Source organism: Cutibacterium granulosum (genome assembly GCF_900186975.1).
In the GTDB taxonomy this organism is placed as follows: Bacteria; Actinomycetota; Actinomycetes; order Propionibacteriales; family Propionibacteriaceae; genus Cutibacterium; species Cutibacterium granulosum.
In genome coordinates, this window is sequence record NZ_LT906441.1 from 1190970 (window position 1) to 1211924 (window position 20955).

Sequence of the window (20955 nt, forward strand, 5' to 3'; positions counted from 1 at the left end):
GCTCGTCCTCGGTGCTACACCCGCCGTTTTCGTCCTCGCCGCCGCTGCCCAGGTCAGGTGTCCCGCGAGATCGTGGCGGATCGATGCGTCCACACTCCTGGGGCACTCGGCAGGGGGGTGTTCCACGGCATGTCCTTGTCACCCTACCGGAGTGACATGGGTCACAATTCACCAAATATTTGGACGTTCTACTGGAGGAACACTCATCTGGTTCTGACGATTTTTTCGAATAGAATTGAGACATGACCTTGAAAGCAGTCAATCGTCGCAAGATCTCGGTTATCGGTGCTGGAAGTGTCGGCAGCTCGCTGGCCTATGCCTGTCTCATTCGCGGTTCGGCCGACATCGTCTGTCTCTACGACATCAACAAGGACAAGGTGGAGGCTGAGGTCGCCGACCTGGCTCACGGCACCCAGTTCACCCCGGCATCGGTCATGGGTGGTGCCGACATCAAGGACACCGTCAACTCTGACATTGTCTTCATCACTGCTGGCGCCAAGCAGAAGCCCGGTCAGACCAGGCTCGATCTAGCCGGTGTCAACGCCGGAATCCTCAAGTCCCTCATGCCCCAGCTGCTCGAACAGTCGCCCAATGCGCTGTTCGTCCTGGTCACCAACCCGTGCGATGTCCTCACCGTCGTCGCTCAGGACATCTCTGGACTGCCTTCCAGCCGAGTGTTCTCGACCGGAACCATGCTCGACACCTCTCGGCTGCGCTGGCTCATCCGTCAGTGGGCCAATGTGGCACAGCGTCACGTGCACGCCACCATCGTCGGTGAGCACGGCGACTCGGAGTTCCCGCTGTGGTCCATCGCGCAGATCTCCGGCGTGCCGATCCACGAATGGAAGGTGGACGGCGAGTCCGTCTTCACCGACGAGGTGCTCGACGACCTTGCCCACGAGGCAGCCTTCGCCGCATACAAGATCATCGAGGGCAAGGGAGCAACCAACTACGCCATCGGCCTGACTGGTGCTCGACTTGCCGAGGCCCTGCTGGGAGCGAACCGCTCGATCCTCCCGCTGTCCAGCGTGATCGACGACGTCCACGGCGTCAAGAACGTCGCCCTGTCCATGCCGTGCATCGTCTCGCGCGAAGGTATCGAAGGAGTCGTCCCGGTACCGATGAGCGATGGTGAGATCACCAAGTTGCACGCTTCCGCCGAGCGTCTCAAGGACAGCCTGTCGAGCCTGGACATCTGATCTGCCGGGCTGCTCAGAGATCTGAGCAGGACCAGACAGTTTTCACCGTGGCCGGCACATCCAGGTCAGTGCTGGGGAATGCCGGTCACGGTGCACAATCGTTCGAAGGTGTGCACGTATGTCTATGTGCTGCCCCCGTGAGTAGTTGCGGTGCCCCGACGAAGACGTGGAGCACTAGCGTATGAGCCATGACAAGTTCTTTTGAGTTCGTCGAAAATCCCGACGGGGAAGTGCTTCGCATTGCTGCCCGCGGGACTGATGTACTCGGCAATGCATTGATCAACCGCGGAACAGCCTTCACCACTGCAGAACGGGAGGCACTGGATCTCACCGGTCTGCTTCCCTCACAGGTTGTTGACATCGAGGACCAACTCAGACGCGTCTACTCCCAGTACCGTGCTCAGCCGGATGCGTTGAGCAAGTACCTGTTCCTCACCGCCATGCATGATCGCAACGAGGTGTTGTACTTCCGGCTGTTGGGCGAGCACATCGAGGAGATGCTCCCCATCGTCTACACGCCGACCATCGGCCAGGCGATCGAGCAGTACAGTTACTGGTACCACCGGCCACGCGGCATCTTCCTGTCCATCGACGATCCTGATGGCATCGAGGAATCCTTGGCTGCCATGGGGCATGATTCCGACGAGGTCGACCTCATCGTCGTCACTGATTCCGAGGGAATCCTTGGAATCGGTGATCAAGGTGTCGGTGGGGTTGCCATCACCATTGGAAAACTTGCGGTGTACACGGCAGCTGCCGGAATCCATCCGCATCGTGTTCTGCCCGTCGTGCTGGACGTGGGAACCGACAACATGGAATTGCTCAATGACGATGGATACCTCGGAGTCCGTCATGGCCGGGTCCGTGGCGAGAAGTATGACCAGTTCATCGACAAATTCCTCACCACAGCCCATGATCGGTATCCGAATGCCATGATTCACTGGGAGGATTTCGGAGCGGCAAATGCCACCCGAATCCTGGATCGATACCGTGATGACTACTGCACATTCAATGACGACATCCAAGGCACGGCTGCTGTGGTGCTGGCGGCCCTGGTCAGTGCCGTGAAGGTGTCGGGGATCAAGCTTTCCGATCATCGGATCGTCGTCCACGGTGCCGGCACGGCCGGCGTGGGAATAGCCGAACTCGGTATCAAACTCATGATGGAAGAAGGCATGAGTGAGAGCGAGGCACGCAGTCATTTCTGGGCCCTCGGTTCACGCGGACTGCTGCGGGAAGGAATCCCGATGCGCGATTTCCAGGAGCCCTTTGCCCGGTCGGCCTCGGAGTTGTCCGGATGGCACACGGAAACCCCCGGAAAGTATGAACTCAGTGACGTCGTCCGCAACGTCAAACCGACCATTCTCATTGGTACCTCAGCTCAACAGGGTGCCTTCGACGAAAAGATCGTCAAGGACATGGCTCGGCACTGTGATCGTCCGATCATCATGCCGCTGTCGAATCCGATCTCACGTGCCGAGGCGATTCCCTCCGACCTCATCGAGTGGACTGGCGGTTCTGCCCTCATCGCAACCGGCTCACCGTTCGATCCGGTTCAGTACCGCGGCACCACGTATCACATTGCTCAGGCGAACAATGCACTCATCTTCCCGGGAGTAGGGCTCGGCGTCATCGCCTCGAATGCCAAGCTCGTCTCCGACTCGATGATCTCTGCTGCTGCGAAGGCCCTGGCCAAGGTGGGACGGCCCCGAAAGCTCGGGGAGTCACTGCTGCCCGACATCGACCAGCTGCGTCCGATCTCGGCACGGGTTGGTATGGCCGTGGCCCAGCAGGCCAGTCAGGAAGGTCTTGCCCAGAAGGACCTCGACAACCCGGTGGACACGATATTCCAGACGATGTGGCGACCGGAGTACCCCAGGATCGAGGTCATTTGAGGAAGACTCGGGTGATGGCCGGTCAGATCTGACGTGTGCTGGTGGGGTCAGGCGAGCTTCATGCGTGGTTGCCGGGGCAGGTGAGGTTCTCAGCCCACGACCTCAAGGGCCGAGATGGCCGTCGCGCCGCCGTTCTGTGCCAGAACGATCATGGAGTTCTTCCGTTGCGTCGCGATGGTGAGCGTCCCAGTGACGGTGCGGCCCTGCTCGACGGTCCCCGTCGAGATGTCCCGGGGATCGCTCGAGGTCTCCGGACGGTTCACGGTGGCGGTGTCGTCGGTCATCATGAAGAAGCTGTAGTCGTCCAGGGTCCCCTGTGACACGGTGATGGAGACGGTGAGCACCACCTCGTCCTGGTGCCATTCGGTCGAGTCGATCCGCCACGTGCCCTTGACCTCCCCGTTGTGTGCAACGAATGGCGTCGACTGTGTCGGGCTCGGTGACCCGGTTGGGATGTGCCCAGGCATCGAGGGGGCCACGGTGCTGTGCGGACTCGGCGTGCTGGGATCATCGACGCCGTCGGAAGGAGTGGCCGACGGTGCAGCCAGCTGAGGTTCGTTCGTCACCTTCCACGCCGTGACGCCGAGCCCCACGACCAAGGCAGCGACCAGGACGGCTATGAGCCATCCGGCGCGTCGTCTGGGAGGCCGGTACTGACTGATGTTCGGCTGGCTCATGAGTTCAAGAGTACGTGCCCCGCGTTCGCACCATGCAGTGCGCGCCGCGCGACGATGTCCGGTGCTGTCTGCTGCATCCTGCAGGACCTTCCAGCAGAGTGTTCTGCGTGGTGATGCCTCGTGACGTTCATCCACAGGGGATGCGCGACTCGCAGGTGCGTTGTCCACAGCTGCGTTCGTGATGTGCCGGATTCGGCGAGTCACCACGACAACATGGGTATGAGATCTTCCCAGGAACCGTTACGTATCACTTCCATCGACGACGCGATCCACCTTCTTCCTCATCTGTTGGGGTTCCAACCCGAGGAAAGCCTGGTGACCCTCATCGTCGGTCCGCCCGGCTGCTCCGCCGAAGGATTGGTGGCTCGCATGGATCTCCTGCCCCTGTCGACACGTGCTGGTTTCCTTGCCGGCCCCGGCGCAATAGAGACGGCGTACCCATCCTGTGACATGCTCATGGTGGTATTCAGCCAGGACGTGCATCAGGGCCTGACCATCCTGCGCAACGGCCTTCCCCTGCTCACACGTAGCCGGGTACTGGAGGCTGTGGTCACCGACCAGGTGATGTGGCAGGGAATCTCCTGTGCCGACGACTGTCCTGGCCACCGGGTGGCGAATGGCAGCAGAGTTCATGCTGAAGCGGTCTATCGCGGACTTGCCGTGCTGCCGAACAGGTCCAGCCTCGCCGAAGCCGTGGGCCCGGCCCACCCCAGCCAGCTTCGCATCGAGCACCCGGTGCGGTTGGCAGTCCAGCAGCAGGTGGCGCATCTCAGCAGTGATGAGCAGACGGCTCTGGCACAGAAGGTGCGTGATGGTGTGGTGGCGACTGGTGCTGCACCGTCCGCCGAGCAGGCTTGGCAGCTGGTCATCTGTCTGGAGAACGACGAGGTGGCTCGGCACCTGTGGGAGACAACCCCGCGAGACGGTGCCCGCAAACACGCTGAGCTGTGGTCCCAGGTTCTCACGCACTGCCCGGACGATCATGCCCTGGCCGTGCTGGCACTGCACGGCCAGGCCTGTTGGCTGTGTGGCGACGGAGCGTTGGAGTCGGTGAGCTTGGAACGGGCCCGTCTCATTCACCGTGCGGACCCATCCAGCCAACCTGCAGGTACGTCCCTCATCGCAGCATTGGAGATGTCGTATCGAGCGTTGCTCGCTCCCCACACATGGGATGTCATGCCACGGGATCCCGCCGTGATGGCGCTCGGCGAGGGAACGGACGAATCACTCAGCGTTGCCGCACCGCGCCCGTGCGCCTGAGTGGTCGCGACGACTGCCGGAAGGGTGTGGATGCCCAATCGAGCAGGGTGGGGCGAGGATCGTGAGGCCTGTCCCGTGCTTCCGGGGCGGATACTGCCCACCTGTGTAGACGCAGGTCACCGGGTGCCTGCCTTTTCGGTAGAGTCGTGGCCATGTGTGTGCCGGAGGGCACGCAGTGACCTGGAGGTATTGATTGTGAGCGATTCTGGACAGGCCGCGGCTCGGGGATACGACGCCGTTGCGTCTCAGCAGAAGTGGTCCACCTACTGGCAGGAGCACGACACGTTCAAGGTCGTGGACGACGGGTCCCGGGAACGCCGCTACCTGCTGGACATGTTCGCCTACCCCTCCGGTGATCTGCACATGGGACACGCCGAGGCCTTCGCCATTGGCGACGTCACGGCACGGTACTGGCGTCTCAAGGGCTATGACGTGCTACACCCGGTGGGTTGGGACTCCTTCGGGCTGCCCGCTGAGAATGCCGCCATCAAGCATGACAGCCATCCTGCGCAGTGGACCTACCACAACATCGACACCCAGGCGGCCTCATTCCGCCGCTACGGCATCTCCTTCGACTGGAGCAAGCGACTGCACACCTCCGACGAGGAGTACTACCGCTGGACCCAGTGGCTCTTCCTGCAGTTCTTCAGGAAGGGGCTGGCCTACCGCAAGGATTCGTGGGCCAACTGGTGCCCCAACGACCAGACCGTGCTGGCCAACGAGCAGGTCAAGGACGGCCGCTGCGACCGTTGTGGCGCCGTCGTCACCAAGCGTCAGCTCAATCAGTGGTACTTCAGGATCACCGACTACGCCCAGCGTCTGCTCGACGACATGGACCGGCTCGAGGGCAACTGGCCCGATCGCGTCCTCACCATGCAGCGCAACTGGATCGGACGATCCGAGGGTGCCTACGTCGACTTCCGCATCGATGGGCGCGACGAGCCGGTCCGTGTGTTCACCACTCGCCCGGACACCCTGTTCGGCGCCACGTTCATGGTCGTCGCCCCCGACGCCCAACTGGCTGACGAGATCGTCTCCGACGAGCAACGTCCAGCCTTCGAGGAGTACCTCGAGCAGGTGAAGAAGCAGACCGAGATCGAGCGTCAGTCCACCGAGCACGAGAAGACCGGCGTCTACCTGGGCGTGTCGGCCACCAACCCGGTCAATGGTGCGAAGATCCCGGTGTGGGCCGGCGACTATGTGCTCTCCGACTACGGTACTGGTGCCGTCATGGCCGTGCCCGCGCACGACCAGCGAGACCTCGACTTCGCACGACGCTATGGCATCGGGGTGATCCCGGTCATCGACACCGGGCAGGCAGATCCACGCGAGTCCGGGGTGGCGACCACGGGTGATGGTGCCTACCAGAATTCTGGCGTGCTCGACGGTCTGGAGAACAAGGCCGAGGCCATCGCGAAGGTGTGTGAGTTCCTCACCGATCGCAGGATTGGTGAGCCGACCGTCACCTACCGGTTGCGTGACTGGCTGCTCAGCCGGCAGCGTTTCTGGGGCTGCCCGATCCCCATCATCCACTGCCAGGCCTGCGGTGACGTCCCCGTTCCCGATGAGCAGTTGCCGGTGAAGCTGCCCGATCTGCGCGGTGCCGATCTGGCTCCCAAGGGCACCTCGCCGTTGGCAGGTGTCGAGGCTCGGCAGTGGCGTGAGGTGAACTGTCCCAGGTGTGGCGGCCCGGCCGAGCGTGACACCGACACCATGGACACCTTCGTGGACTCCTCGTGGTACTTCCTGCGCTACTGCAACCCGCAGTACTCCCAAGGAGCATTCGATGGTGAGGCAGTGCGTCGGTGGATGCCGGTGTCACAGTACGTCGGCGGTGTCGAGCACGCCACGATGCACCTGCTGTACTCCCGGTTCTTCACCAAGGTCCTGCACGACCTCGGACTGGTCGACTTCGACGAGCCGTTCACCAAACTCATGAACCAGGGGCAGGTCGTCAATGAGGGCAAGGCCATGTCGAAGTCCCTGGGCAACGGGGTGGACCTGGGCAAACAGATCGACGAGTTCGGTGTTGACGCCGTGCGCACCACGGTCATCTTCGCCGGTCCACCCGAGGAGGACATCGACTGGGCAGACGTCTCGCCGGGGGCCAGCCTGAAGTTCCTGCAGCGTGCGTGGCGGGTTGCCGACGACGTCACCTCCGATCCGGGGGTCGACGTCACCACCGGCGACGTGGCGTTGCGCAAGATCACCCACAAGATGATCTCCGAGATCACCACCCTGGTCGAGGGACAGCGGTTCAACGTCATCGTGGCGCGCTGCATGGAGCTCATCAACGCCGTGCGCAAGGCCATCGACACCGGCTGCGGTGCCGATGATCCTGCAGTACGCGAGGCCGTGACCTTCGCGGCCCAGGCCATGAGCCTGTTCGCCCCCTACGTGGCCGAGGACATGTGGGAACTGCTCGGTCACCAGCCCTCGGTGGCGAGTTCCTCGTGGCCGACTGCCGATCCTGCTCTGCTCGTCGCCGACGAGGTGACGATGGTCGTTCAGGTCAACGGCAAGGTGCGTGGCAAGATCCAGGTGAGCCCGGATGTTGACGAGGACCAGGCCAGGCAGCTCGCGCTGGCGGATGCCAATGTCAAACGGTTCGTTGCCGACAAGAGCATCGTCAAGGTCATCGCCCGACTGCCGAGGATGATGTCACTGGTCGTCAAATGATTCGCACCGTGCGTCAACCATGATGATGTGCTGACGCATGGACCCGAACCCATTGGTGCCTGTGGACAGTTTCCGCAGGCACCAATTCGTCATCCACAGATGTGCCGTGACGTGCCGGATCGACGGCTGAGGCACCGACAATCCTCATGTGAACGATGCATTTCGAGACCGGTTGGACAACCTGTTGGCCGAGCTTCCCTCCCGACATGACGAGGAGGACGCCGGGCAAGTCGATCGAGACGGCGAGGACCCCGCTCCTCATCGTCGGGTGACACGCGCCCATCTGTCGGCCATCGGCGTGGTGCTCGTTCTGATCCTGGTGGTCGTCGCCGTGCAGCTCATGCGCTCCCGACCGACCGAGATTGCCGCCACCCAGCCGGTGCTCGCCGCCTCGGGGAGCCCACAGGGCTCCGCGTCCCCGGTGAACTCGACGCCAGATCCCAATACGATGGCACCTGCCACGCCGTCGAGCATTCGGGTGCACGTCATCGGCAGGGTCAACGATCCGGGAGTACACGAGATCCCCGTCAACGGCCGCATCATCGATGCCATCGACGCGGCTGGGGGGATGGCGTCCGGAGCCCATCCGGGGTCACTCAACATGGCACAGCCGGTGTGCGACGGATGCCAGATCCTCATCCCCGCCTCTGGGAATGGCAAGGTCATCGTCCCCTCAGGCGTCCAGGGTGGCGGCGGATCTCCAGGGCAACCGGCACCGGGTGGCGGCACACTGTCTGGAGCGGCAGCCGTGCCAGGTGGCAATGGTGCGGCAACTCAGGGCGGTCCGGCCTCCGGTGACCTGGTGGACCTCAACACGGCCACCGTGGAGCAGCTGCAGACCATCGACGGGGTGGGTCCGGTCATGGCTGAGCGCATCTTCACCTGGCGCCAGGAGCATGGACGCTTCACCAGCGTCGACGAACTGCAGGAGATCGACGGGATCGGGCCCAAGAAGTTCGCCAAACTCAAGGACAGGGTCCGTGTCCAGCCCTGACCTGCGAATGGTTCCGGTGGCAGCTGGAGCCGTCATTGCCGCTGCCATCGCCACCGCAGGGCACCGTACGTGGTGGGTTTTTCTGGCAGCGATCAGCCTGTGCCTGGGGCTGCTGGCCCTCCTGCGTGGGCACGTTGCGGTGACGATCGTGGCGCTCGTCACCCTCACCGTTGCCGTCACTGCTGGTGCGCGGCAGGAGGCGCTGCACCACACGGGGGTCGGAGCCGTGTCCGAACAGCGAGCCATGACCACTGCTCGGGTCGTCATCACGGGGGACTGCAGAGTCGTGGCAGCGAAGGGTCCCCGGCCGCAACTGGCCTTCCTCCCCGCTCGCACGGTACAGGTCACGACCCGCGGACACACTGTCTCCCAGCGGGCAGCCATCACCCTGAGCGGCAACGACACCGATCTGCTGTGCCACACCGCGGTGGGCCAACATGTCGAGGTCACCGGTCGGCTGGCACCGGTGAGACCGACCGATTCGCAGGCGGGACGTATCGCCGTCAAGAACCTGACCGTACTCACGCAGGCCAACTGGCTCGACGCCCGGGTCAATCACATACGAGATGCCCTGGTGCAGGCCTGCCGATTCAGCCCACAACGGCAGCGCGCCCTCGTCCCCTCCCTGGTGGTGGGCGACACGGCTGCCGTGGACTCCCAGATGTCTGAGGAGTTCAGGGCAACGGCACTGACCCATCTCATGGCGGTCTCGGGGGCAAATCTGGCCTCGACCATGACACTGCTGTGGTGGTCGGGATCCTGGTTGGGACTGCGGCGAGGATGGCTGCGGGTCATGTCCGTGCTCGGGGTGGTGCTCTTCGTCCTCATCTGCCGATCCGAGCCATCGGTGATGAGGGCTGCAGCGATGGGAATCGTCGCTCTCAGCGCCGCAGAGGTGTCGTTCGATCGCTCAGCGGGGATACGATCCCTCGCCGTTGCCATGACGATTCTTGCCTTCGCAGATCCTTGGCTGGTGCGCTCCATCGGATTCTGGCTGTCGGTGGCGGCAACGGCAGGGATCCTGTGGTGGTCCACTCGATGGGTCAAGGTCATGCAGTGGGCCACGCAACCTGTCGCCATGGCACTGGTCGTCCCCTGGGCGGCACAACTTGCGACCCAGCCCCTCGTCACCTCCCTGTCACACAGTGTCAGTGTCACCGGGCTGCTCGCCAACCTCGCTGCGGCTCCATTCGTGGGGCCGGCAACGATCTTGGGGATGAGCGCTGCCATCGCCGCCAGCCTGTGGGTCCCGCTGGGGGTCCCCGCAGGATGGTTGGCCGGGTGGTGCGTCCAGCCGGTGCTGTGGATCGCCCATGTGGGGGCCACTGCTCCAGCCGGGCAGCTGCAGTGGCCGGTCACCCCGCTGGCGCTCGGCGTCCTGGCCGGCATCTGTCTGGGGCTCGCCTGGATCACTCCGTGGGTGCTTCGACGATGGTGGGCCACGATCCTCGCCCTCATCGGAGTCGTCCTGGCGTCGATCATCCGGCCTCCGGTGCCAGGATGGCCCGGCGAGTGGCAGGTCGTCGTGTGCGACGTGGGTCAGGGCAGCGCCACCCTCGTCAACGCTGGCCACGGTGCTGCCGTGCTCATCGACGCGGGGCCCGAATCCCAGCCCCTGCACGACTGCGTCGCGGACCTGCACGTCAACCAGATTCCGCTGGTCGTCCTGAGCCACTACCACGCAGATCACGTCGGGGGCATTGATGCCGTCCTCACCGGGTTCGGCGTCGACCAGGCCATCGTCTCCGATCTCGACTCGCCGGTCACCACCGCGAAGGAGCTGCAGCACCGCATGTCCGAGCACGGTATCGAGGTGAGCCGTGCGGCCCCCGGAGAGATCCGCACGGTGGGGGAGGCCACGGTCGAGGTTCTCGATTCCCCGCTCATCGAGGCGGAGGAGGCTGGCTCGGGTGAGTCCAGCAAGGAGAACGACTCCTCGGTGCTGGTCCGTGCCAGCAGTGGTGGGCTGCGAGCGTTGGTGACCGGCGACATCGAACCAGGCGGTCAACAGGCGGCGATGCGACGACACCCTGATCTGGGTTGCGACGTGCTCGTCATGCCACATCATGGTTCGGCACGACAGGACCGTCGGTTCTGGACCGCGACTGGCGCCCGTCTTGCCGTGGCATCGGCAGGGCTCGACAACTCCTACGGTCATCCCTCCGCGAAAGCCCTCAACCTTGCCCGCGAATTGGGCATGCAGACCATGCGCACCGATCGGGACGGGTCGATCGCGATACACAGCAGTGGTGATTCCCTGGCGACACGCGGCACACATGGTGCGATGGGATGAGAGCGGCGGGTTTCAGCGTGGCGACGTTCTGCCCGACGTTCTGCCGACCGGGCCTGCTACTGTGGACGGCCGGTGATTCTCGCCGCATTCTTCCCACGGGAAACCAGATCGAATGTGGTCCGGGTGGCGGCCACTCAGGAAGATTCGTGTCCAAATGATCGAGGGCCGGTGGATGGACTTGGTCAGTGGGTGCCCGTGGGTGGCGAGTTGTGCCGATGAAGGGGGAGCAGGTGGCGTCACGTTTTTCGACCAAGGGTCCCAGAATGCCCATCAGGCTACGGACCTGGCAGCGCGAGGCACTGGATGAGTACATCGCAGCCAACCCGTCCGACTGGTTGGTGTGTGCCACCCCTGGTGCGGGAAAGACGACGTTCACCTTGGCGGTGGCCGCCCATCTGTGGCAGGACCACGTCATAAATCGCGTCATCGTCGTGTGCCCGACCGACCATCTGCGCTCCCAGTGGATCCTGGCGGCGCGTGCGCTCGGGTTCGACCTGCGGGACACCCCCAATTCCGAGCGGTTGCCCTCCGACGCACACGGCTGCGTCGTCACCTATGCCCAGGTGGCTCAGAATCCAGGTCTGCACGCTGGCCGAGCCACCTCCCAACGCACCCTTGTGATCTTCGACGAGATCCACCATGCCGGCGATGTCATGAGCTGGGGCTCGGCCGTCCTCGATGCCTTCACCGGAGCTCGCCGCCGCCTCGGGGTCACCGGAACACCGTTTCGTTCCGATGAGGCGCACATCGCCCATGTGCGCTACGAGGAGGTGGGAGACGGCGTCTACGAATCGGTCTCCGACTACTCCTACGGTTACGAGCAGGCCCTGCGTGACGGGGTGGTGCGACCGGTGACCTTCGCCACCTATTCCGGGCGATCCACCTGGACCGACACCGAGGGTGAGGAGCACACGGCAATCCTGGGTGATTCCGAGCTCACCAGAACCAATGAGGACATGGCGTGGCGTACCGCCCTGGACCCCGACGGTGAGTGGATCGCCCACGTCATGGCATCGGCCTGGGCACGGGTCAACCACCTGCGTGAGTCCAACCGGATCCCACACGCCAAGGTACTCATCCCAGCCTCCAACCAGAAGGTCGCCAAGGAATACGCCGAGGTGTGGAAGCACGTCACCGGCAATACTGCGTCGGTGATCCTCAGCGAGGACGCCTCCTCCTCGCGCAAGCTCGCCGAGTACCGCGACAACCCCGATGCGATATGTGCCGTTTGTGTGCGTCTCATCACCGAGGGCGTCGATGTTCCCGATGCCGCCGTGCTCATCTACTCCACGACGGCGTCCACCCCACTGTTCTTCGCCCAGATGGTGGGGCGAGTGGTGCGTGCCCGCAATCGCCGGGAACGCGCGACCGTGTTCCTGCCCGCGGTGAGCAGGCTCACCGCCCTGGCCTCCCAGATGGAGGAGCAGCGTGACCACGTCATAGGACCGCCCCAGGAAGGCGATGAGCTGGAGGAGGCCAACCGTACGCGTACCGAGCCCGACGGCGAGTCCCGAGGATGGCGCGCAGTGGCCTCGGACGCAATCCTCGGAGAGGTCATCGACACCTATGCCCCCACGACGGGGGACTCGGGTGACGATGGGTTGTTCTCCCTGGACGGCCTGCTCACTCCGGCCCAGGAACGCGCCCTGTTGGCTCGAGACGAGAAGACCCGCGCCGAACAGGCCAAGAAGGTTGCCCAGCAGCGACGTGCGGCCCGGGCAGTCCACGAGGCCCAGGAGCGTCAGACCCGTCGGGAGGAACTCATCGAGGTGCAGCGACTTGGCGGCTCGGCCTTCGACGAGATCGACGATCCCAAGGAACTCCGCCGTATGATCGCCAGCCAACTGCTGGAGTTCGGACGATCCCACAGCCTCACCCCGCAGGCTGCCTGGGCCCAGCTGTATCGGGAAATTCCCGGCCCGCGCAACGAATCTGCCCCCGTCGAGCTGCTGCAGCGCCGATCCTCCTGGCTGCGCACGCACTGAACTGCTCGCCAGATGAGATGATGAACACGTGAGTGGATCGGTCTTTGGGACGTCGTTGCTGGTTGTTGGCCCAGAACAGCTGTTGCGGGAACGGGCAGTCAACACCAGGGTCCGCGACGCCCGCCGACAGGCCCCCGATGCCGAGCTCATCGAACTCGACGGTGCTGGGATGGACGTCGGGTCCTTCACCGAGGCCACTGGCGGATCGTTGTTCGCACAGACGACGATCGTCGTCGTCCACGCCTTGAGCGAGGTGGACAAGGACCTTTTCGATCTCGTCGCATCCGTGGCTGCGCAACCGTCCGATGACCTGTGCCTCATCATGGATCATCCCGGCGGCAACAAGGGCAGAGGTCTGCTCAACAAACTGCGCAAGGCCAAGGTGACGACCGTCAAGGCCGATCAGGTGAAGCCGTGGAAGATTCCCGATTTCATCGCCCATGAGGCACGTGGTGCGAGACTCAGAATGGATCGTGCGGCCATCGACTCCCTGCATCGTGCCTTGGGCAACGATCTTCGTACCTTGGCAGCAGCCGTGCAGCAGCTGGCCGACGACAGCGACGGTCACGTCGACTCCCAACAGGTGTCCATCTACTTCGGGGGACGCGCCGAGGTGACCTCCTATGCCGTCGCCGATGCGATCATGGCAGGCCACGTCGACAAGGCGCTGGAAGATCTGCGCTGGGCCCTGGACTCCGGGGTGTCACCGACGTACATCACGACCGTGATGGCAGGCAGCCTGCGCAACCTGGGGCGCTACCTCGATGCGCGGACACGCAGGATGGCCAACACCGAGATCGCCGCCGTCATCGGTGTGCCGCCGTGGAAGATCAAGGATCTGGAGGCGCAGCGTCGGCACTGGGACTCCGCCGCGGTGGCACGGGCCCTACGCCACGTCGTGCAGGCCGATGCCGCCGTCAAGGGAGCAGCCGTGGACGCGCACTACGCACTGGAGGCCATGGTGCTCGAGGTGGAACAGGCCCGGGTGGGCCGCTGACGCTCGGTGGGGAGCTGCCGTGTCGCGCTCCCCGGTGCTCCGGAGCTCACGAGTGCGATTCGCACTGCCGATGGTGGCCGCCCCCGCCTCGCCACACTGCTCTGCGCCCTCAGGATCAGAAACGTGGAACCGCACGAGCAAAAGCGCCCTGACCACCCAGTGGGTCAAGGCGCTGTGCTGGGGTGAGATACTCACCCACGAGGATGAGTTCGGAGAAAGAGACTCAGGCGAGCTTGTTGAGCTTCTTGGAGATCGACGACTTGCGGTTCTTGGCCTGGTTCTTGTGGATGACGCCCTTGGAGACCGCCTTGTCGAGCTGACGGTTGGCCAGTTTGGCGTACTGGGTTGCCTTCTCGGCGTCACCGGCCTCGGCAGCGCGACGGAAGTTGCGCACATGGGTGCGCAGGGCAGACTTGACGGCCTTGTTGCGCTGGCGAGCCTTCTCGTTGGTCTTCACGCGCTTGACCTGCGACTTGATGTTGGGCACTGGGCAGCCTCTGTTTTCTCGAGATGACGATATGATTGATGGCGACGTGCGCAGGCGCAATGATGGCTTGCACAGACGCGAGAGGCAAGATTACCAGTTTGCCGCCCCGTGCCTCAAATCGCGGTGGATGCTGCGTGACCTGGGTCTGAGGACCAGTCCGTCACGTGAGGCATCGTGACGTGAGAGACTGTCATGACGGGTTGCCTCGTGACCAGCGCGATCCGTCGTGGTGGAGCACTGCCGGTGCACACCACTCATGCCGTCCAGAATTGTCAAAGGGAGCAGATGTCAGCGTCCACGCCGCAGCCTGGCAGTACCGAACAGTCGCTCATCCGTAACTTCTGCATCATTGCGCACATCGACCACGGCAAGTCGACCTTGGCCGACCGCATGCTGCAGATCACGGGGGTACTGGCCGAACGTGATGCCCGCGCCCAGTATCTCGACCGGATGGACATCGAGCGGGAACGCGGCATCACCATCAAATCCCAGGCGGTGCGCATGCCGTGGCAGGTGGACGGCGCCAGCTACGTGCTCAACATGATCGACACCCCCGGGCACGTGGACTTCACCTACGAGGTGTCGCGTTCCCTGCAGGCCTGCGAAGGTGCCATCCTGCTCGTCGACGCGGCCCAAGGTATCGAGGCCCAGACCCTGGCCAACCTGTACCTGGCTCTCGAGGCCGACCTGGAGATCATCCCGGTCCTCAACAAGATCGACCTGCCCGGCGCCGAGCCCGACAAGCATGCCGAGGAGATCGCCGGCATCATCGGGTGTGATCCCGACGACGTGCTGCGTGTCTCGGCCAAGACCGGGGACGGCGTTCGTGAACTCCTCGATCGGATCGTCGAGGTGGTCCCCGGCCCGCAGGGTGAGTCCGACGTCCCGGCCCGCGCCCTCATCTTCGACTCGGTCTACGACACCTACCGGGGCGTCGTCACCTATGTGCGCGTTGTCGACGGCCAGCTCTCGGCCCGCACCAAGATCCTCATGATGAGCACCCGCGCCACCCACGAGGTGTTGGAGATCGGTGTCATCTCCCCGGAAATGACGCCGGCCAAGGGTCTGGGTGCCGGGGAGGTGGGTTATCTCATCACCGGCGTGAAGGACGTGCGTCAGTCCCGGGTGGGCGACACCGTCACCTTGGCCACGGAGCCCGCTGCTGAGGATCTGGGCGGCTACCAGCATCCGCGGCCCATGGTGTACTCCGGGTTGTTCCCCATCGACGCCAAGGACTTTCCCGACCTGCGCGATGCCCTGGACAAGCTCCAGCTCAACGATGCCGCCTTGGTCTACGAGCCGGAGACCTCGACCGCCCTGGGATTCGGTTTCCGGGTCGGTTTCCTCGGGCTGCTGCACATGGAGATCGTGCGGGAGCGTCTGGAGCGTGAGTTCAACCTCAACCTCATCAGTACCGCCCCGTCGGTCGTCTACCACGTCGTCCTGGAGGACGGTTCGGACGTCGTCGTCACCAATCCCTCGGAGTACCCCACCGAGGGCAGGATCGCCGAGGTCCACGAGCCCATGGTGGACGCCACCATCCTGTCTCCTGCGGAGTTCATCGGCGCCATCCTGGAGCTGTGCCAGCAGCGACGTGGGGTGCAGCAGGGATTGCAGTACCTCTCCAGCGACCGTATCGAGATCCGTTACCGGTTGCCGCTCTCGGAGATCGTCTTCGACTTCTTCGACCAGCTCAAGTCGCGCACCAAGGGGTATGCCTCCCTCGACTATCACGAGGTCGGTGAGGAGTCCTCCGACCTGGTCAAGGTGGACATCCTGCTCAATGGGGATCCGGTGGACGCGTTCAGCTCGATCGTCCACCGCGACAAGGCCTATTCCTACGGCGTGGCCATGGCCAGCAAGCTCAAGGAGCTCATTCCGCGTCAGCAGTTCGAGGTGCCCATCCAGGCTGCCATCGGATCCCACGTCATTGCCCGGGAGACCATCCGAGCCGTGCGCAAGGACGTTCTCGCCAAGTGCTACGGCGGTGACATCTCGCGCAAACGCAAGCTCCTGGAGAAGCAGAAGGCCGGCAAGAAGCGCATGAAGATGGTGGGCTCGGTCGAGGTGCCCCAGGAGGCTTTCGTCGCCGCGCTGCGTACCGGTGAGGGGTCTGAGAAGAAGTGACTCTGCAGCTGTACCACCTACCTGTCCCCGGCTGGCTCGCAGACCGGGGAATCGATGAACTCGGTGTGTGGTCGGTGCCGCTCACCATGAGGTTCCGTCGGATTCTGGTGCGGGAGGGCATGGTGCTGCACGGTCCGGCTGGATGGGGGGAGTGGTCGCCGTTCTGGGACTACGACGCCCAGGAGTCCTCGACCTGGTTGCGTGCCGGTGTGGAGGCGGCAACGGTGCCGATGCCCCCACCCAGGCGTGAGAAGGTCGGCGTCAACGTCACGGTCCCGGTGACGAGTCCGCAGCGTGCCTGGCAGATCGTCACCGATTCGGGATGTCTGACCGCCAAGGTGAAGGTCGCCGACCCCGGCACCTCACTGGCCGAGGACTGTGCCCGCCTCGAGGCGGTGCGCGACGCAATCGGCTCGGGACGGATCCGGGTGGACGCGAATGCGAGTTGGGACGTCGAGCAGGCCAGACGCGCCATCGATGAGCTCGAGCGAGCAGCGGGAGGGCTGGAGTACGTCGAACAGCCATGCCCGAGCGTCCCAGAACTCGCCCAGGTACGTCGCACGGCCGAGGTACCCATCGCCGCCGACGAGTCGGTGCGTCGCGCCGAGGACCCCCTGGCCGTGGCGAGGGCTCAGGCAGCCGACATCCTCATCGTCAAGGTGCAGCCCCTGGGTGGGGTGCGTCGCGCGACACGGATCGTTGAGCAGGCCGGGCTGCCCGCAGTCGTCTCCTCGGCCCTGGACACGAGCATCGGGATCGGCATGGCGACTCAGCTGGCCGGGCAGATGGAGCGGCTCGACCACGCCTGCGGGCTCGGTACGGTACGTCTGTTCGACGGTGACCTTGCCACCCCCTCACTCCTTCCCCACAATGGGACGCTGCCGGTGGGACACGCCGAGGTGAGCCCGGCAGCATGGACCGACGGCCCGGAAGTACGGACCGACGATATGTACGCCGATGACGCGCACGGTGCCAGTGGATGCGTTGACAGTGCTGGCACCGGGAATGCCGGTGCGGATCTCCGACGCCGCTGGACGCAACGTCTCGACGCCACGATCGCCGTCCTGCGCAGCGAGTCGGGTCGTTCCTAGCCCCACCGGGGCCAGGGTGACATGTACGTCGGAAACAGGCAGCTGCAGAGTGTGCCTCGTCCAGCGCTGCTCGTGAGCCAAGCCCCACGAAAGACGGATACCTTGGTGCTGCCCCACCGGGAAGGTGCTGGGTGGGGGCACGTGGCTGCATGTGTGAAAGGAGTCCTTGGTGAGTTCAACCGACGTCGCCCGCAGAATCGTCTCGGCATTGGTGGCCCATGGCGTCACCGACGTCATCGTCTGCCCCGGATCGCGTGATGCACCGCTCTCCTATGCCCTTGCTGCCGCCGATGAGGCGGGCATGCTGCACCTCACGGTGCGTCTGGACGAGCGATCCGCTGGATTCGTGGCTCTGGGGTTGGGCAAGGTCGGTCGACCTGCTGCCGTCGTCACCACGTCTGGCACGGCGGTGGCCAATCTGCATCCTGCGGTTGCCGAGGCCGATGCGGCGGGGGTGCCGATGATCGTCATCTCGGCGGATCGTCCAGCACAGATGTGGCACACCGGGGCCAACCAGACAACGGTGCAGACCGGCATCTTCGGCCCGGCACCCAGGTGGCAGCTCAGTGTGCCGGCGGGCTTCCCGGCCGATGATCGGCTGGACGCGGTGGTGCTGCGCGCTGTGAGTGCGGCGCGAGGCACCCTCACCGATGATCCTGGCCCAGTGCATCTCAACGTTAGTTTTGACGACCCCCTGGTGCCCGATTCCCCGTGGCAGCCCACACACGATGCCGAGTCGCCCCGAGCCGTCCTTGAACCACCACCGCTGCGCCCAGCTGTCCCATTGACCATGCCGGTGCACACCGTCGTTGTCGCCGGTGACGGAGCTGGCCCTCTGGCGCGAGAACTTGCCGAGGAGGGTGGATGGCCGCTGCTCGCCGAACCCACCTCGCAGGCTCGTTGCGGTGACAATGCCCTCACCGACTACCAGACCCTCCTCACCGGGCCGTTGGCCTCAGAGGTGGAGGGGGTGCTCGTGCTGGGGCACCCGACCCTCTCCCGACCGGTGTCGCGTCTCCTGGCCGGTCCAGGAGTCACCGTGCTCACCGATCGTGCGCGGTGGACGGATGTCGCCGGTGTCGCCCGCGCCGTTCATCTGCCCGTGCAGCTCGACGTCCCCGAGCGTGACGAGACGTGGGTGGAGCGGTGGGAGCGGGCTGATCGAGAAGGTGTATCCCCGAGCATCAAGCAGTCCGTCTGCGCAACCATCTGGCAGGCGTCCGCCCAGGAGTCCGCACCTGCCTTGGTCATCGGTGCCTCCGACGTCATTCGAAGTTTCGACAGACATGCTGCCCCTGCTGCCATCCCTGCGCAGGCGTATGCCAACCGGGGTCTCGCCGGGATCGATGGAACCATGAGCACCGCCATGGGAATTGCGATGGGCACCGGCAGGCCAGTGCGCGTCGTCCTGGGAGACCTGACCTTCGCACACGATGCCATGGCCCTGCTGCAGGCTGCTGGCCAGGAACCACTGGACCTTCAGGTCATCGTCCTCGACGACCACGGGGGAGCGATCTTTGCCGGGCTGGAGCATGCCCGAGCACCTCGGCCGATGCTGCAACGATTCTTCCTCACCCCACAGAATCTTGACCTCACTGCTTTTGCCCAAGCGGTGGGGGTTCCATGTACCACCGTCGACCTCACGGCGACTGGTTCCGACGGTCTGGCCCCAGATCCCTGCATGGTGATGGACGACGTTCTCGGTAGGCATTTCCGGGGTACCAGCCTCGTCGAGGTGCACCTGCCGACAGTGTGATGGGAGACCAGGTGCATGGTTGACGTTTGTTCATGGAAAATGGTTCGACCATAAGCAAATGGTCAACTATGGGAAAACGTCTTGTCGGAAGGTTCAAAAACTTCTTGGATATCTGTAACGGTATTCGCGACCCACAACGAGAGTGGGACGAGGCCAAGGAAGGAAATACATGTCAATGAAGACTGATGTGAAGAAGCGCACCCTCGCTGTCGTAGCCGCCGCCAGCTTGGCATTCGGAGGAATCGCCACCACGGGCACCATGGCCTCGGCATCCGACTCTCCTGCTCAGCCGTCGATCGCACAGCAGGCTGTCGAGAACCAGGTCACTGTCACGACGAAGTACATGACGTCGACTGACAAGTATGGCACCAAGATCTTCACCAAGAAGAATGCTGTTGCCAATGCCAAGGGTGTTGTCGTGATCGTTCATGGTGCTGCTGAGCATCAGGGGCGTTATGACTACATCACCAAGCGTCTCAATGACGCTGGGTACACCGTCTACCGTCTTGATCATCGTGGGCACGGCCGTAGTGCTGCTCCGTATGTCAAGAATGCCGTGCCGCGCGCTCACATCGACAACTGGCACAGCCTCATTGCCGATGTCCATCAGCTGGTGGGTATTGCCAAGAGCGAGAACCCGGGCAAGAAGAGCTTCCTCATCGGTCACTCGATGGGTGCCATGGCCGTGCAATCCTACGGCATCGAATACCCTGGCGATGTTGACGGCATCGTCTCCAATGGCGGTGGCATCTTCATGAACCCGTGGGGCAAGAGCACCCAGTACCCGCAGACGATCGTCGCGGACAACCTGACCGAGGCAGAGCGCAACGCCAAGCCGGCCAAGACCGAGAACATCCCGCTGCCCGCTCTGACCAGCTACCAGAGCAAGCTCCTGCCGAAGGTCCTGAAGAACCGTCGTAACTTCACCGCCCCTTCCGTCACGGCCGCCTCGCGGACCATCCACATCAAGAACCCGTTCAGTGGCGGTGTGTGCACCGACCAGGCCGTCGTTGACGACTACGTGGCCGATCCGCTGAACAACAAGGATCTCACTGCGGGCATGATCGAGCAGATGGGCGTGGCCCAAGTCTACAACTCGATCAACGCACACGACTTCAAGACCCCGACACTCATCATGCACGGCCAGTCCGACGGCCTCGTCCCGCCGTACTACGATGTCAACTGGCAGAACGCCATCAGCTCCAACGACAAGACCGCCTACGTGTGGAGTGGACTCATGCACGAGGTCTTCAACGAGCCCGTCAAGGATCAGCCCATCGACATGGTCATCGACTGGATTGACAACCACGACAAGTGAGCCGATGAACGACGATCTCGATCAGGGATGAACGAGATCTGAACGAGACCGGCATCGCAGAACGTTTGGTGACGCGGTGCTCCCACCGGGCGCTGGTGCACTGACAGCGGTGCCGGTCTCTCCCAGGCGTGCGACAGATATCTGACGATGAAGGTTGATGTGCCTCATCGACAAGAGATCACCACGGGTTGCGTGCC

General features: G+C 63.8%; 14 protein-coding genes. 12 read left to right on the forward strand and 2 right to left on the reverse strand.

All coding sequences use genetic code 11. The features are described 5' to 3' along the window. The first annotated feature begins 242 nt into the window (after positions 1 to 242). Positions 243 to 1199, forward strand: coding sequence for an L-lactate dehydrogenase (locus CKV91_RS05040; RefSeq protein WP_021104437.1), 957 nt, complete (start codon positions 243 to 245; stop codon positions 1197 to 1199). A 188-nt stretch (positions 1200 to 1387) separates the two neighbouring features. Further along, positions 1388 to 3094, forward strand: coding sequence for an NAD-dependent malic enzyme (locus CKV91_RS05045; RefSeq protein WP_065860704.1), 1707 nt, complete (start codon positions 1388 to 1390; stop codon positions 3092 to 3094). An 89-nt stretch (positions 3095 to 3183) separates the two neighbouring features. Here the strand turns inward: CKV91_RS05045 and CKV91_RS05050 are convergent, their stop codons facing one another. Next, a complete protein-coding gene (locus CKV91_RS05050; RefSeq protein ID WP_065860705.1) occupies positions 3184 to 3771 on the reverse strand; it encodes a hypothetical protein in 588 nt (195 codons plus the stop codon). Positions 3772 to 3990: 219 nt separating this feature from the next. Between CKV91_RS05050 and CKV91_RS05055 the strand changes: the two genes are divergently transcribed. The 6 genes from CKV91_RS05055 to holA all read left to right on the forward strand — a co-directional run bounded on the left by CKV91_RS05055 (position 3991) and on the right by holA (position 13979). After that, a complete protein-coding gene (locus tag CKV91_RS05055; protein ID WP_157738740.1) occupies positions 3991 to 5031 on the forward strand; it encodes a DUF4192 family protein in 1041 nt (346 codons plus the stop codon). A gap of 195 nt (positions 5032 to 5226) precedes the next feature. Beyond that, positions 5227 to 7710: a leucine--tRNA ligase gene (gene leuS / locus CKV91_RS05060; RefSeq protein ID WP_065860707.1), complete on the forward strand. Its 2484-nt coding sequence runs from the start codon at positions 5227 to 5229 to the stop codon at positions 7708 to 7710. 148 nt (positions 7711 to 7858) lie between these two features. After that, positions 7859 to 8704, forward strand: a complete 846-nt coding sequence (locus CKV91_RS05065) for a helix-hairpin-helix domain-containing protein (protein ID WP_065860708.1) — start codon at positions 7859 to 7861, stop codon at positions 8702 to 8704. Beyond that, on the forward strand, positions 8691 to 10997 hold the full coding sequence (locus CKV91_RS05070) for a ComEC/Rec2 family competence protein (RefSeq protein WP_325168502.1): 2307 nt from the start codon (positions 8691 to 8693) through the stop codon (positions 10995 to 10997). The genes CKV91_RS05065 and CKV91_RS05070 overlap by 14 nt, the downstream gene beginning before the upstream one ends. A gap of 263 nt (positions 10998 to 11260) precedes the next feature. Further along, positions 11261 to 12982: a DEAD/DEAH box helicase gene (locus CKV91_RS05075; RefSeq protein WP_065860709.1), complete on the forward strand. Its 1722-nt coding sequence runs from the start codon at positions 11261 to 11263 to the stop codon at positions 12980 to 12982. A 28-nt stretch (positions 12983 to 13010) separates the two neighbouring features. Further along, positions 13011 to 13979 (forward strand): DNA polymerase III subunit delta, encoded by a 969-nt coding sequence (gene holA, locus CKV91_RS05080; RefSeq protein ID WP_021104429.1) that lies wholly within the window; start codon positions 13011 to 13013, stop codon positions 13977 to 13979. Positions 13980 to 14202: 223 nt separating this feature from the next. Here the strand turns inward: holA and rpsT are convergent, their stop codons facing one another. Beyond that, positions 14203 to 14466: a 30S ribosomal protein S20 gene (gene rpsT / locus CKV91_RS05085; RefSeq protein ID WP_021104428.1), complete on the reverse strand. Its 264-nt coding sequence runs from the start codon at positions 14464 to 14466 to the stop codon at positions 14203 to 14205. A 285-nt stretch (positions 14467 to 14751) separates the two neighbouring features. On the opposite strand from rpsT, the gene lepA reads away from it, so the two are divergent. The 4 genes from lepA to CKV91_RS05105 all read left to right on the forward strand — a co-directional run bounded on the left by lepA (position 14752) and on the right by CKV91_RS05105 (position 20758). Further along, complete coding sequence (lepA, locus tag CKV91_RS05090) at positions 14752 to 16593, forward strand: translation elongation factor 4 (protein ID WP_021106082.1); 1842 nt, start codon at positions 14752 to 14754, stop codon at positions 16591 to 16593. Positions 16594 to 16679: 86 nt separating this feature from the next. Further along, positions 16680 to 17684: an o-succinylbenzoate synthase gene (locus tag CKV91_RS05095; protein WP_036957808.1), complete on the forward strand. Its 1005-nt coding sequence runs from the start codon at positions 16680 to 16682 to the stop codon at positions 17682 to 17684. 166 nt (positions 17685 to 17850) lie between these two features. Then, positions 17851 to 19440, forward strand: a complete 1590-nt coding sequence (menD, locus tag CKV91_RS05100) for a 2-succinyl-5-enolpyruvyl-6-hydroxy-3-cyclohexene-1-carboxylic-acid synthase (RefSeq protein ID WP_065860711.1) — start codon at positions 17851 to 17853, stop codon at positions 19438 to 19440. Between the two features lie 169 nt (positions 19441 to 19609). Further along, a complete protein-coding gene (locus CKV91_RS05105) occupies positions 19610 to 20758 on the forward strand; it encodes an alpha/beta hydrolase (protein ID WP_231933684.1) in 1149 nt (382 codons plus the stop codon). The last annotated feature ends 197 nt before the right edge of the window (positions 20759 to 20955 follow it).

Bases quoted from the DNA above. Each gene is read 5' to 3' on its own strand.
- CKV91_RS05040 (WP_021104437.1), top strand. From the start codon at position 243: ATGACCTTGAAAGCAGTCAATCGTCGCAAGATCTCGGTTATCGGTGCT.
- CKV91_RS05045 (WP_065860704.1), top strand. From the start codon at position 1,388: ATGACAAGTTCTTTTGAGTTCGTCGAAAATCCCGACGGGGAAGTGCTT.
- CKV91_RS05050 (WP_065860705.1), bottom strand. From the start codon at position 3,771: ATGAGCCAGCCGAACATCAGTCAGTACCGGCCTCCCAGACGACGCGCC.
- CKV91_RS05055 (WP_157738740.1), top strand. From the start codon at position 3,991: ATGAGATCTTCCCAGGAACCGTTACGTATCACTTCCATCGACGACGCG.
- CKV91_RS05075 (WP_065860709.1), top strand. From the start codon at position 11,261: ATGCCCATCAGGCTACGGACCTGGCAGCGCGAGGCACTGGATGAGTAC.
- lepA (WP_021106082.1), top strand. From the start codon at position 14,752: ATGTCAGCGTCCACGCCGCAGCCTGGCAGTACCGAACAGTCGCTCATC.
- CKV91_RS05095 (WP_036957808.1), top strand. From the start codon at position 16,680: ATGAGGTTCCGTCGGATTCTGGTGCGGGAGGGCATGGTGCTGCACGGT.
- CKV91_RS05105 (WP_231933684.1), top strand. From the start codon at position 19,610: ATGTCAATGAAGACTGATGTGAAGAAGCGCACCCTCGCTGTCGTAGCC.